Origin of the sequence: Curtobacterium sp. MCPF17_050 (genome assembly GCF_003224435.2) — a bacterium.
Taxonomy (GTDB): domain Bacteria; phylum Actinomycetota; class Actinomycetes; order Actinomycetales; family Microbacteriaceae; genus Curtobacterium.
Genome location: NZ_CP126250.1, coordinates 2,658,263 through 2,671,131 on the forward strand (window position 1 = coordinate 2,658,263; position 12,869 = coordinate 2,671,131).

Here is a 12,869-nt window from a genome sequence, read left to right on the forward strand (position 1 = left end):
CGTGCGGACCGGAGGACCGAGGTGCGGGTGACCGCAAGCGACGGTGCGCGCACCGGGGGGGGGCCCGGCGCAACGCCGCCGGGTCAGTTCGTGCGGGCGGGCTCCGTGGTCAGCCAGACCGCGGCGTCGGCAGCGAGGACCCTGTCCACGAACGCGCCCGGCACCGACTCGACCAGGACCTCCTCGCCGGACACGCCCTCTCCGGACACGCCCTCCCCGGACACCCCTTCCCGGGCCGGCAGCCGCACCGGCTCGGAGCCGAGGTTGCCGACGACGGTGACCCGGCCGTTCGACCACGCCAGCACGCTGCCGGTACCGGTCTCGTGCCAGCGCAGGGTCCCGGCGCCGAGGGCCGTCCGCCGTCGGACGTCGAGCGCCCGGCGGTACATCGCCAGGGTGGAGGCCTCGTCGTCCTCCTGCTCGGCGACGGCGTACGCGCCGAAGTCGACCGGCTGCGGCAGCCACGTGTCCGCGGCGGACGAGAAACCGAAGGACGGCCCGTCGGAGGTCCAGGGGATCGGGACTCGGCACCCGTCGCGGCCGCGGATCCGGTGGCCGGAGCGCTCCCACACGGGGTCCTGGCGGACCGCGTCGGGCAGCGTGGTGACCTCGGGCAGGCCGAGTTCCTCACCCTGGTACAGGTAGGCGGAGCCCGGCAGGCCGAGCATGAGCAGCGTCGCGGCCCGGGCACGGCGGAGACCGGTGGCACGGTCCGGCTGCGGGTCGTCCACGCCCACACCGGCCTCGAGCTCGACCGGTCCGTCGTAGCCGAAGCGGCTCGCGTGCCGCATCACGTCGTGGTTCGAGAGCACCCACGTGGTCGGCGCACCGACGGCGTCGTTCGCGGCGATGCTCGTGTCGACGTTCGCCCGGATCGCCGCCGCGTCCCACGGGAGCGACAGGTACGCGAAGTTGAACGCCTGGTGCATCTCGTCGGACCGGACGATGCGGGCCGCCCGCTCCGGTGGGAGCCACGCCTCGGCGCAGAGGATGCGCTGGCCCTCGTACTCGTCCAGGATCCGTCGCCACTCGCGGAAGACGGCGTGGATGCCCTCCTGGTCCCACATCGGCGGCATCACGCCGTCGACCGGCTCCACGACGCCGTGGGTCGCGTGCGGCCAGTCCGGCAGGCCCGGGGCCTTCACGATCGCGTCACACACGTCGACCCGGAACCCGTCCACCCCGCGGTCCAGCCAGAACCGCAGCGTCGTCTCGAACTCCCGGTGCACCCGGGGGTCGTCCCAGTTCCAGTCCGGCTGCTCGGGCGCGAAGAGGTGCAGGTACCACTGGCCGAGGGTGCCGTCCGCCTCGGTGACGCGGGTCCAGGCCGAGCCCTCGAACATCGACTGCCAGTCGTTCGGCGGCAGGTCGCCGTGTTCGCCGCGTCCGTCGCGGAAGTGGAACATCCCGCGCTCCGGGCTGCCCGGCGCGGCGGCGAGCGCGGCCCGGAAGAGCACGTGCTGGTCCGAGCAGTGGTTCGGGACGAGGTCGGCGATGACCCGCAGCCCCAGGTCGTGGGCCCGTGCGAGCAGGGCGTCCGCGTCGGTGAGCGTGCCGTACAGCGGGTCGACGTCCCGGTAGTCGGCCACGTCGTAGCCACCGTCGGCCTGCGGGGACGGGTAGAACGGCGAGAGCCACACGGCGTCGGCACCGAGCGCCGCGACGTGGTCGAGCCGCGCCGTGATCCCGGCCAGGTCACCGGTCCCGTCACCGTCGAGGTCGGCGAAGGACCGCGGGTAGACCTGGTAGATGACGGCGGTGCGCCACCAGTCGGTCGCGGCGTCGGTCACAGCAGCGTCGGTCACGTCGGCGTCGGTCACGTCGGGGGTGGTCATGCGGTCGGCACCTTCCGGTCGTAGAGCTCGGGGCGGCGGTCCCCGATCCAGTCGTTGTGCGGGCTCGTGGACTTGTCGCGGGCGAGGGCCGGGAAGACGTCGACGGTGATCGCGGTCGCGCCGGCCCCGGGCTCGGTCTCGGCGGCGACCCAGCCGAACTGGTCGACGATCACGCTCGCCTCGTTCCAGTCCTGGCCCCGTTCCGTGCCCGCGCGGTCGCAGCACGCGATGAACACGCCGTTGGTCCGCGCGGCCGCCTGCGCGGCGATCACCTCGGCGACACGGTCGCGCTCCGGGTGGTCCCCGACCGGCCAGTTCGTCGGGACGGCGATGAGGTCCGCGCCCGCGAGCGCGAGCATGCGGGGCATCTCCGGGAACTCCATGTCGTAGCAGACGAGCACGCCGATGCGGCCGTGCGCGGTGTCGACGACGGGAGGCGCGGCGTCGCCCGGCGTGAACACGAGGGTCTCGCGGTCCCACAGGTGCGTCTTCCGGTAGACGGTCCGGACACCGGTCCGGTCCACGACCGCGACGCTGTTGCGCAGGACGCGGCCGTCCCGCTCGCAGAAGCCCACCACGACGACGGTGTCCGTCCCCGTCAGCGCGCCGGCGACCCGGGCGAAGAGCGGATCGTCCGCCGTGACCGCGACCGTCGCCGCTTCGTCGGCGTCCCGGAAGACGTACCCGGTCGTGGCGAGCTCCGGCAGGACGAGGACGTCGACCCGGTCCTCGACGGCCCGCTCCACCGCGGCGAGGACGCTCCTGCCGTTGCCCTCGAGGTCACCGAGCGCCGGCGCGAGCTGGTCGCACCGGACCCGGGCCACGCCGGTCCCGCCGGCCGTCACTTGACCGCGCCTTCCGTCAGCCCGGTGATGAGCCGACGCTGGAGCAGGACGTAGGCGACGACGATCGGCAGGGCGACGAGCACGGCTGCCGCGGCGGTGACGTCGGGCTGGGCGCCACGCTGCGCGCCGGAGAAGAACGACAGCGACAGCGGCGCCGTCTGGACGGCCTCGTTCTGCGGCACGAGCACGAGCGCGAGCAGGAACTCGTTCCACGTGAACAGGAAGAGGATCGTCGCGAGCGTCGCCACGGCCGGAAGCGCGACCGGGGTCAGCACGCTGCGGAGGATCCGGAAGCGGGAGGCGCCGTCGATGCGCGCCGCCTCGAGCAGTTCACCCGGGACGGAGGCGAAGAACGACCGCATCCAGAACACCCCGAGCGGCACCGACAGACCGATCTGCGGCAGGATGAGCGCCCAGTACGTGTCCACGAGACCCCAGCCGGCGAGCATCTGGTACAGCGGCAGCACGGTGACCTCGTACGGCAGGACGAGCCCGACGAGCAGGAGGCCGAGGAGCAACCGGCCCCCGGGCACCCGCATGTGTGCGAGGGCGTAGCCGGCCAGGCAGGCGACCGTCGCGGTCACGACGACGACCGTGATCGCGACGACGGCGCTCGAGACGAGGGCGGACGCGAACCCGCCCTGCGTCCAGGCGTCGACGTAGTTGTCGAACCCGACGCCGCCGTCGTCCCCGCTCAGCGAGGTGACGATCACCGACGCGAGGGGGAACACCGCGACGAGCGCGGCGACGACGAGCACCGCGTGGGTGACGAGGGTCTCGCTGCGTGCGACCTTCACGACGCCGCTCCCTTCCGCTCGCGGAGGGCGAGCTGCACGATGCCGACGACCACCAGGATGAGCACCGTCAGGACCACGGCCAGCGCGGACGCCTGCCCGAGGGCACGGTCCTGGAACGCGTCCTGGTAGACGAAGACGCTCGGCACCGTGGTCGACGTCCCGGGGCCACCGCGCGTGGTGTTCCAGATGAGGTCGAAGTTCCGCAGCGCGAACGTGATGGTCAGGATGAGCGCGATGGAGATCTGCGGGCGCAGGGCCGGCAGCGTGATCGACGTGAACTCCCGGATCGCCCCGGCGCCGTCGAGCCGGGCCGCCTCGTAGAGGGACCGGTCGATCGTCGCGATGCCGGCCAGGAAGAGCACCATGCACAGGCCGTACTCGACCCAGGTCCCGATGAGCCCGATGGACGGCAGGGCGGTGCCGAAGTCACCGAGCCAGCTGCGGGCGAGACCGCCCAGCCCGACCGCCCGGAGGAAGCCGTTGACGGGACCGTCCTCGGCGAGCAACCCGCGCCAGGCCACGGCGACGACGACGCTCGACAGGATCTGCGGCAGGAACAGCACCGCCCGGAACACGGTCAGGCCGTGGATGCGGATCCGCGACATCGCGCCCGCGAGTACCAGCCCGACCAGGACGGGCAGTGCGGCGTAGAAGAACAGCAGCACGACCGAGTGTCCGAGCGCCTGACGGAGGTCGGCGTCCGCGAAGACCGCCGCGTAGTTCGACAACCCGGCCGGGGTGGCGACGCTGATGCCGTCCCAGTCGTAGAACGAGATGCGCACCGACTGGACGATCGGCACCACGACGAACACGACGAAGAACGCCAGGGCCGGGGCGACGTACAGGAGCGAACTCCAGCTGACACGGGTGGCGGCCGGGCGACGCCGACGTGACGTCGCCCGGTCGGTCCCGCGCTCGACGAGCGTGGCCGCCATGTCAGTCGTGCGCCTTCGCCCAGGTCCGCTGGACCGTGTCGGTGAACTCGGACGGCGTCGTCCGGCCGGCCATCACCTCCTGCAGCGCTCCGCCCATCGCGGTGAGCATGTCCGTGGTGCTCCAGTCGTAGTACCCGACCTGGGTGCCCGCCGCGATGGTGTCCTTCAGCGCGGTCAGGGTCTGCTCCTGGAGCCGGTCCTGCGAGCTGACGCCGTCGGTGACCACCGGCAGGCGGCCGGTGTCGAGGATCCACTGGCCGACCTCGGGGCTGTGCATCATCCCGAGGAACGCGATGGCCGCCTCCTGGTGCTCGGACTTCGTGCTGATGTGCCACGGGGACGCCGTGGCACCGACACCGCCGGACGTCAGCGGAGCGAACCCGAAGGAGTCAGAGTCGAGCGAGGCGCCGTTCCACGAGCCGCCGACGAAGAACACGCCCTTGCCGTCGGCGAACCGGGCGATGGCGTCCTCGTTGCTCAGCCCGTCGTAGCCGGACCCGAAGTACCCCTTCTCGGCCCAGTCGCGCATGGTCTGGGCGGCTTCCTCGTTGCCCTTGGTCGCGAAGGTCGAACCCGACTTCCCGCCGATCCAGGCGGCGATCGACGACGGGTCCTGCTTCGTCGCGGCGATGTCCGAGAAGACGTGGGTGGCGGCGTACTGGTCGGAGTTGCCGAGCATGATCGGCTGCTCGCCCGCTGCCTTCGCAGTCGCGAGGTCCTGCTCGAGGTCGTCGATCGACGTCGGCGGTTCGAGCCCGAGTTCGTCGAGCTTCCGCTCGTCGTAGTAGATGCCCTGCACCTCGCTGATCACGGACATGCCGTAGAGCGTGCCCGAGCCGAACGCCGTGCCGTCGTCGTTCCAGCGTGCGGGCCCGAGCGTCGAGGCCCCGGTGCCCGTCGACCACCCGTACACGTCCGCCACGTCGTCGAGCGGCCGGACCAGGTCGCCCTTGACGAGCGCCCCGTCGACCGCGTAGCCGATGTTGCCCTGGAAGAGGTCCGGGGCGTTCGCCGAGTTGGCGGCGTTCACGACGGTCGCGATGAGGTCGTCGAAGCTCTTGTACGTGATCCGGACGTCGACGTCCGGGTAGGCCTTCTCGTAGGCCGGGACGAGCTTCTCCATGAGCGGCTTCTCGGCGACGTCGGCCCACATCGTCAGCGTCGTGTCACCGTCGATGTCCGACGCGGCGACCTTCTTCGTGATCTCGGGCTGGTCGACCTGGCCGACGGGCCCTCCGGAGCCGGGGGCCGAGCACCCGGCGAGGGCGACGACGAGGCCGATGACGGGCACCGTGGCGAGGAGACCTCGACGGCGTGCGGCTGGTGTGGTCATGGTCACTTCCGGGTCGTGTGGTCGGGTTCGGGGGTGGTGGAGCGTGTGAGCCGCTCGGTCCGCAGGGTGGCGGTGGCGCGGTGGGCGGACATGCCCTCGCTCGCCGAGATGACGTCGACGGCGTCGGCCAGCTCGGGGGTGGCCTCGCGGGCGATGTGCTGGTAGGTGAGCGGCTTGAGGAACCGGCTCACCGACAGGCCGGCGCTGTGCTTCGCGCCGCCCGCGGTGGGGAGGGTGTGGTTCGTGCCCGCCATGCCCTTGTCGGAGTAGGCAACGGTGCTCCACGTGCCGATGAACAGCGAGCCGTAGTTCGTGAGGCGGTCGTGGTACCAGGCGTCGTCCGCGGTCTGCACCTCGAGGTGTTCCGGAGCGTACTCGTCCATGACCGCTGCGGCGGACTCGCGATCCCCGACGAGCACGACCGAGCTGTGGTCGCGCCAGGCGGGTCCGCAGATCTCGTTCGTGGACAGGGTCGGCAGCTGCCGCTCGACCTCCGCGATGACCGCCTCGCCGAGCGTGCGGGAGGTGGTGACGAGCGCCGCCGGGGAGTTCGGGCCGTGCTCCGCCTGGCCGAGCAGGTCGGCGGCCACGAGCTCCGGGTCGGCGGTCTCGTCCGCGATCACGGCGACCTCGGACGGCCCGGCCAGCAGGTCGATGGCCACGGCACCGAAGAGCTGGCGCTTCGCCTCGGCGACGAAGGCGTTCCCGGCACCGACGATCATGTCGACCGGTGCCGCGCCGAGCAGACCGAACGCCATGGCGGCGAGCGCCTGGACGCCGCCGACGACGAACAGCCGGTCGACACCGGAGACGTACGCCGCGTACGCCACGGCCGCGTTCACGCCACCGTCCGGCTGCGGCGGGGTGCAGGCCACGACGGTCGGGACGCCCGCGGCCTTCGCGACGCCGACGCTCATGAACGCGCTCGCCGTGAGGGGGAAGCGCCCGGCCGGCAGGTACGCGCCGACACTGCCGACCGGGACGTAGCGCTGTCCCACGGTGAGCCCGGGGACGAGTTCTGCGGAGAAGTCCGCGAGGTGCTCGCGCTGCAGACGCGCGAACTGCTGCGTGCGCGCAGCACCGAGTTCGATGGCCGCGCGGAGTTCCGGGGTGAGCCGGTCACCGGTCGCGGCGAGTTCCTCGGCGCTCAGCTCGACGACGTCGGCGTGGTCGAGTTCGCGGGCGTACCGCTGGACGGCCTCGAACCCGTCGCGCTGGATCTCGGCGAGCATCCCGGCGACCCGTTCGGCGACGGCGGGGTCGCGCTGGGCCTCGGGGGCGTCCACGGCCGGGGCCTTGAGGAACGAGAACCGGTCGGCGTTGTCCGCCACGAAACGAGGGCTGAGCTTCATGGAGACGACCCTGCCCGGGCTGATCGGCAAGGACAAGGCCAGATGATCCACGACCACCCATAGGGTTCCCCTGTGACCCTGACCCAGTTGCGTGCCTTCCTCGTCATCACGACGGCGGGCTCGTTCTCCGCTGCCGCCGCCCAGCTCGGCATGGCGCAGCCGTCCGTGTCGGAACTGGTCCGTCGGCTCGAGGAGTCCTACGGGGTGCGGTTGTTCACCCGGGGCAGCCGCCGCCTCGTGCTGACGAGCGCCGGCGAGGCGCTCCTCCCGCACGCGCGCCGGGCGGTCGAGGCGGCCGACGACGCCGACCGGACGCTCCGGGACCTCACGAGCCTCCAGGGCGGTGTCGCCACCTTCGGTCTCCTGCGCAACGCGAACTACTACTTCCTGTCCCGCCTGCTCGAACGGTTCCACTCCCGCTACCCGGACGTCCGGCTCCGCGTGATCGGCCTGAACTCGGTCGAGGTCGCCGATGCCGTCACCGCCGGGGACCTCGAGGCGGGACTCGTCGTCCTGCCGATCGACGCCGACGGTCTCGAGGTGACGCCGCTCCGCCGCGACGACGTCCTCTACGCCTCGGCGGACCCGGCGCGGACCGCGCGGCCGGTGACGATCGAGGACCTGGCGGCCGCGGACCTCATCCTGTACGACGCCCACTACGGGTGGCGTGATCCGACCCGGCGGCAGCTGGCCGAACGGGCGCAGTTCGCCGGGGTCACGCTCACCGCCCGGATCGAGGTCGAACACGTCGACTCGGCGCTCGACCTCGTCGCCCGGGGTGCCGGTGACACGATCGTCTCGCGGGCAGTCGCCGAGGCACCGACCTTCCCGGCCGGGGTCCACACCGTGCCGTTCGCGGAGCCGCTGTACGACACGATCGCCCTCGTCCGACGGCGGGACGTCCCGCTCTCCCCCGCGACCCGCGAGATCGCACGGCTCGCGCGCCGGATGCTCCTCGAGCGGTGACCCCGCGCAGCGCGACGGCTCAGCGCGCCCCGGCCAGCGCCCGTAGGCCGTCGTCGATCGACACCGTCGGCTCCCAGTGCAGGTCCCGCCGGGTCCGCCGCTGGTCGAACCAGTGGGCGGTCGACAGCTGCTCCGCCAGGAACCGCGTCATCGGCGGCTCGTCGGTGCCGGGTCGGACGCGCCACACGGCCTCCACCGCGGACCCGACCGCGCGGGCGAGCCCGGACGGCGCGTGTGCCCCCGGTGCCGGGACGCCGGACGCGACGCAGATCCGTGCCAGCAGTTCCCCGACCGGTCGGGGCTCCCCGTTCGTGACCACGTAGACGTTGCCGTGCACGGCCTCCGCGCGGTCCAGCGCGGCGACCATGGCGGTCGCGGCGTTGTCGACGTAGCAGGAGTCGATGAGGGCGGCACCGGAGTCGAGCACCGGCAGACGGCCACGACGTGCGCGGTCCACGATGCGGCCGACGAGCTGCTCGTCGCCTGGGCCCCAGACCAGGTGCGGGCGGACGGCGACGACCGCGAACCCGGGGGCGTCGGCGGCGAGCGCGAGCAGTTCGGCGGCGGCCTTCGTCCGGGCGTACTCGCCGCGGGCGTTGCCGGGCGAGGCCGTCGTGGCGTCGTCCCCGGCGATGGACGCTCCCGCGTGGGCGACCGACGGGGACGAGACGAAGACGAACCGTGTGACGCCGGCGTCGCGCGCGGCCGCGAGCAGGTCCCGCGTGCCCGCGACGTTGACCCGTTCGAAGTCGGCCGGGTCCCCGGCCAGCGAGACCTTGGCGGCCAGGTGCACCACGGCGTCGACGCCCTGCACGGCGGACCGCACCGCTGCCGGGTCGGTCACCGTGCCGAGGACGTCGACCACCCCGTCGACGCCCGTCGGTCGCCGCTGGAAGGTCCGGACGTCGTGCCCGGCGTCCCGGAGGGCAGCGGCGACGGCGCGCCCGAGGAAGCCGCTGGCACCGGTCACCAGGACCGTCACGGGCGGGTCATCCGTCCGCCCGCCAACACCGAGGACGCCCAGCGCGCGAGGCGTGCCCGGTCCACCTTCGAGTTGTGGCGGATGTCGGTCGGCAGTTCCGGCACGACGAGCACCGCGGCGACGGGCACCCCGGCCGCTGCCCGGACGGCGTCCGCGAGCGCCGGGTCGGCGAGCGCGGGGCGACGGGCGGCCGGGACGGTCTCCACCACGGCGACCACCTGCTGCGTACCGGACGGACCGACGCCGACGACACCCGCGCGCCCGACGCCCGGGACGCGTTCCGTGCGCTGCTCGGGCCCGACCGGGGTCACGACACCGGTCGGGGCCGTGATGACGTGCTGCATGCGGCCCTCGACCCAGAGCTGCCCGGAGGCGTCGAGGTGTCCGACGTCCCCGGTGCGGTGTCCGCGCGGGTCGTCCACCCCGAGACGGGAGACCCGGTCGGTGCGCCAGAGCCGGTCGTAGTGGTCCCGCACGTGCGGCGCCGCGACGACGATCTCGCCGGTGACGTCGGGCGTCTCCGTGAGCGCTCCGGTCGCCCGGCCGTCAGCGTCGAGGGGTGCGATGCGCACCCGGACGGACGCAGCGGGTCGGCCGACGCAGATGCCCGACGACGCGGACGCCGAGGCGGCCGTGACCCGGTCGAGGTCCACGTCGGTCATGAGCAGCCCCTCGGTCATCCCGTAGGGGGTGTGGGCGCTGGCGTTCGGCATGAGCTCGGTCGCGGCGGTCAGCAGCGCGGCCGACACCGGGGCTCCGGCCGACAGGAACAGCCGCACGCGGCCGAGTGCCCGGCGGTCGTCGTCGGTGAGCGCCGACGCCGTCGCGACGACGTTCGCGATCGCGGCCGGCGACAGGAACACGACGGTGGCTCCCGCCGCGGCGACGGCGTCCGCGACCGCACGGGCGGTCAGGGTGCGCGGCGCGGTGACGTCCATGTCCGGTGCCACGGAGCGAGCGCCGAGCGCGGGACCGAGGAGCGCGAAGGGCGCGAACCCGGCGACCAGTCCGGTGCCGACGCCGACGTCGTACTGCCCGGCGAGCGCGTCCCGCACCGCGCCGAGCTGGCCGTGCGTGTAGACGACGCCCTTCGCGGGCCCGGTCGACCCCGAGGTGAAGAGCACCGCGGCCGGGGCGTCGGGCGCCGGGGCTGCCGGCAGCGCGGTGCCGGCGGCGAGGCGTGCTGCTCCCCGGCGGGCGACGGCGGCGAGGGTGTGCTCGACGCGCAGGGCCGCACGGGCCGGTGCGGGGAGCGCGATGGTGGCGATGCGGCGGCCGGGCCAGCCGAGCGCACGTGCGGCGGCGAGTCCGGGCAGCGCGCCGATGACCCAGTCGGGCCGGGCACCGCGGACGGCCCGGGTCAGCCCGCGGAGGCCGAGACCGGCATCGGCGACGACGACGACCGCGCCGACGCGCACGCAGGCGTACAGGGCGGCGGTCAGGTCCGCGCCGGGGGTCACGAGGAGCGACACGCGGTCGCCGGGACGGACACCGAGGTCGACGAGTCCCGCGGCGACCTCCTCGATCCGTCGGGCGAGCAGCCGCCAGCTGATCGTGCGGGTCCCGCCGGGGGCGGCCATCTCGACCAGGGCAGCGTCGTCGCTGTCCCGCAGCTCTTCGAGGTGAGCCCAGAGCGGGCGGCCCGGATCGGCATCGGCATCGGCGGCCGGGAGGCCCGCACCACCGTCCGCCGGCACCTCGCCGTCCGGCAGGCGGTCGCCGAGCCAGTCGAAGACCGTCCCGGCCACGTCGGCGTCGTCCGGCAGCAGGTGACCGGCGCCCTCGAACCGGTGCACGTCGGCCTGCGGCAGACGGGCCGCGAGGTCGTCGAGGTACCGCTCGAGGAACACCGGGTCGCGCGGCCCCCAGAGGAGCAGGGCGGGAACGTCGAGCGCCGCGACGCCGGCTGCGATGCGGTCGAGTTCGGCCGCGCTCGGGTGCTGCGCGTCGACGGGGATGTCCGCGACGAACCCGCCGACCGCCCCGCGTCGGGCAGCGCCGCGGTACGGGGCGCGGTAGGCGTCGGCGGTCGCCCGGTCGAGCCGCGGGTGCGCGATCGCGAGGGTGGTCTCGATGAACGCCGGCGTCACGACCGTGGCCCGGCCGAGCAGGTGCGGGCGGAGTGCGAGGCGCAGGGGTGCCGGGATCGGGGCGTCGTCGGGCTGGTGGACCGCGGTGTTGCAGGTCGTCACCGCGACGACGAGGTCGGGGTGGTCGACGGCCCAGCCGAGCGAGACGACACCGCCCCAGTCGTGGCCGAGCGTGACGACCGGCCCGGTCAGGCCGAGCTCGTCGGTCAACGCGCCGAGGTCCGCGACCCGGTCGGCCAGACGGTGGTCCTCGCCGGTGCGCTCCGAGAAACCCATCCCGAGCTGGTCGACGGCCACCACACGCCACACGGGGCCACCGGCCGCGGCGACCTCGAGCGAGCGCGCGAGCACCGAGCGCCACAGGTAGGACCACGTCGGGTTGCCGTGCACACACAGCAGGGTGCCGACGGGCTCCAGGCCGAGCTCGTCGAGCTGCCCGGCCGTGTCGAGCAGGTGCCAGGTGCGCTCGGGTCGGGCCGTGCCCGCCGTCGGACCGGCTGACGCGGGGACGGTGACCAGACGGGACCACGCGGGGTCGAGTCCGGGCAGGGGCGGCGGGAGCGTCGCCGGAGCCGTGGTCGCGGCGACGCGGGGCAACCGCGGTGTCACCAGCGCAGTTCCATCATCGCCGTGTTGATGCCGGAGCCGACGCCGCCGAGGAACACGCGGTCCCCGGGGCGGATCGAGCCACGGGTGACCTCGTCCGCGAGGGTGATCGGGATCGACGCCGGGCCGACGTTGCCGAAGCGCTCGTAGGTGGTGGGGACCTTGTCGCGCTCGACACCGATCGCCTGGACGAAGGCGTTCGTGTGCACGTCCGAGACCTGGTGCAGGACGTAGCGGTCCATGTCGGCCCAGTCGAAGTGGGCGCGGGCCTCGTTCCAGGCGGCGACGACGAGTTCCATGCCGCCCTTGAGCAGCATCTTCGCGTCCGTGAACATCCCGTCCACGCTGCCGACGCACAGGTCGTACCACTGGGTCGCCGCGCGGGTGACGCCGCCGACGATCCGGTGGCCGGTCGGGTGCAGGTCGGCCGGGCCGAGCACGGCGGCGGCAGCGCCGGAGCCGAGCGTCAGGCTGGCGAACTCGCTCATGAAGTCCTTGCGGTTCCGGCCGCCCTGGTTCAGGCGGTCGATCGTGTTGAGCTGCACCTGGTCGGCGTCCTCGCCGTCCACGATGAGCGCGTACTTGATCTGACCGGAGTCGATCATGCCCGCGGCGACGCTCATCGCGTTGACGAAGCCGAGGCAGGCGTTCGCGATGTCGAAGTTGATCGCCGACGTCGGCAGGCCGAGACCGTGGTGCAGCCGCACGGCCACCGAGGGCTCGAGGTGCGGACGGGTCACCGACGTGTTGATGAGCAGGCCGACGTCCTCCGGCTTGATCCCCGCGGCCGCCATCGCCCGACGTCCGGCGTCGATCGCGGCGGTCTGGAAGGACTGGTCCTCGCCCCAGTTGCGGCGCTCCCGCACCCCGGCGACGCGTTCGAGCAGCCCCATCGGCAGGCGCAGGCGGCGGAGCACACCGCGGAGCTTCTCCTCGATGTCCGCGGACGTGGTCACGCGCTCGGCGACGGTGGTCTCCACGGCGAGGATCGCGGCGTTCTGGAAACGGACGGTCGCGTTGCCGGGTCGCTCCGTCTCGGCGCTCGGGGTGTCCTGCTGAGGCCGCTCGGTCATGATCGTCACTTGCACATACTTCCGTATCGAGGCTGGGTCTCCGTTGCGACTGCGT

At 73.4% G+C, this 12,869-nt stretch carries 10 protein-coding genes; 1 reads left to right on the top strand and 9 read right to left on the bottom strand.

Annotated features, from left to right (window positions below):
* Positions 1–83: 83 nt before the first annotated feature.
* The 6 genes from DEJ34_RS12645 to hisD are packed head-to-tail and all read right to left on the bottom strand — an operon-like array spanning position 84 to position 7,097.
* On the bottom strand, positions 84–1,835 hold the full coding sequence (locus DEJ34_RS12645; RefSeq protein ID WP_110910997.1) for a glycoside hydrolase family 13 protein: 1,752 nt from the start codon (positions 1,833–1,835) through the stop codon (positions 84–86).
* Positions 1,832–2,680, bottom strand: coding sequence for a nitrilase-related carbon-nitrogen hydrolase (locus DEJ34_RS12650; protein WP_220032804.1), 849 nt, complete (start codon positions 2,678–2,680; stop codon positions 1,832–1,834). The genes DEJ34_RS12645 and DEJ34_RS12650 overlap by 4 nt, the downstream gene beginning before the upstream one ends.
* Entirely contained in the window at positions 2,677–3,477 is an 801-nt protein-coding gene (locus DEJ34_RS12655) for a carbohydrate ABC transporter permease (protein ID WP_110825918.1), read from the bottom strand. Before DEJ34_RS12655 ends, DEJ34_RS12650 begins: the two co-directional genes overlap by 4 nt.
* Positions 3,474–4,412: a carbohydrate ABC transporter permease gene (locus DEJ34_RS12660; protein ID WP_110910998.1), complete on the bottom strand. Its 939-nt coding sequence runs from the start codon at positions 4,410–4,412 to the stop codon at positions 3,474–3,476. Before DEJ34_RS12660 ends, DEJ34_RS12655 begins: the two co-directional genes overlap by 4 nt.
* Position 4,413: 1 nt before the next feature.
* On the bottom strand, positions 4,414–5,745 hold the full coding sequence (locus DEJ34_RS12665; protein ID WP_110825916.1) for an ABC transporter substrate-binding protein: 1,332 nt from the start codon (positions 5,743–5,745) through the stop codon (positions 4,414–4,416).
* A 2-nt stretch (positions 5,746–5,747) separates the two neighbouring features.
* Positions 5,748–7,097 carry a histidinol dehydrogenase gene (gene hisD / locus DEJ34_RS12670; protein ID WP_110910999.1) on the bottom strand — a complete coding sequence of 450 codons (1,350 nt, stop codon included), beginning with the start codon at positions 7,095–7,097 and terminating at the stop codon, positions 5,748–5,750.
* 72 nt (positions 7,098–7,169) lie between these two features.
* On the opposite strand from hisD, the gene DEJ34_RS12675 reads away from it, so the two are divergent.
* Positions 7,170–8,063 (top strand): LysR family transcriptional regulator, encoded by an 894-nt coding sequence (locus DEJ34_RS12675; protein WP_110911000.1) that lies wholly within the window; start codon positions 7,170–7,172, stop codon positions 8,061–8,063.
* A gap of 19 nt (positions 8,064–8,082) precedes the next feature.
* Here the strand turns inward: DEJ34_RS12675 and DEJ34_RS12680 are convergent, their stop codons facing one another.
* Genes DEJ34_RS12680 through DEJ34_RS12690 form a run of 3 tightly spaced genes read right to left on the bottom strand, consistent with a single transcriptional unit; the run spans position 8,083 to position 12,814 of the window.
* A complete protein-coding gene (locus DEJ34_RS12680; RefSeq protein ID WP_110901704.1) occupies positions 8,083–9,045 on the bottom strand; it encodes an NAD-dependent epimerase/dehydratase family protein in 963 nt (320 codons plus the stop codon).
* Positions 9,042–11,744 carry an alpha/beta fold hydrolase gene (locus DEJ34_RS12685; RefSeq protein WP_258368269.1) on the bottom strand — a complete coding sequence of 901 codons (2,703 nt, stop codon included), beginning with the start codon at positions 11,742–11,744 and terminating at the stop codon, positions 9,042–9,044. Before DEJ34_RS12685 ends, DEJ34_RS12680 begins: the two co-directional genes overlap by 4 nt.
* Complete coding sequence (locus DEJ34_RS12690) at positions 11,741–12,814, bottom strand: 3-oxoacyl-ACP synthase III (protein ID WP_110901728.1); 1,074 nt, start codon at positions 12,812–12,814, stop codon at positions 11,741–11,743. The genes DEJ34_RS12685 and DEJ34_RS12690 overlap by 4 nt, the downstream gene beginning before the upstream one ends.
* Positions 12,815–12,869: the final 55 nt, after the last annotated feature.

Bases quoted from the DNA above. Each gene is read 5' to 3' on its own strand.
- DEJ34_RS12645 (WP_110910997.1), bottom strand. From the start codon at position 1,835: ATGACCACCCCCGACGTGACCGACGCCGACGTGACCGACGCTGCTGTG.
- DEJ34_RS12660 (WP_110910998.1), bottom strand. From the start codon at position 4,412: ATGGCGGCCACGCTCGTCGAGCGCGGGACCGACCGGGCGACGTCACGT.
- DEJ34_RS12665 (WP_110825916.1), bottom strand. From the start codon at position 5,745: ATGACCACACCAGCCGCACGCCGTCGAGGTCTCCTCGCCACGGTGCCC.
- hisD (WP_110910999.1), bottom strand. From the start codon at position 7,097: ATGAAGCTCAGCCCTCGTTTCGTGGCGGACAACGCCGACCGGTTCTCG.
- DEJ34_RS12690 (WP_110901728.1), bottom strand. From the start codon at position 12,814: ATGACCGAGCGGCCTCAGCAGGACACCCCGAGCGCCGAGACGGAGCGA.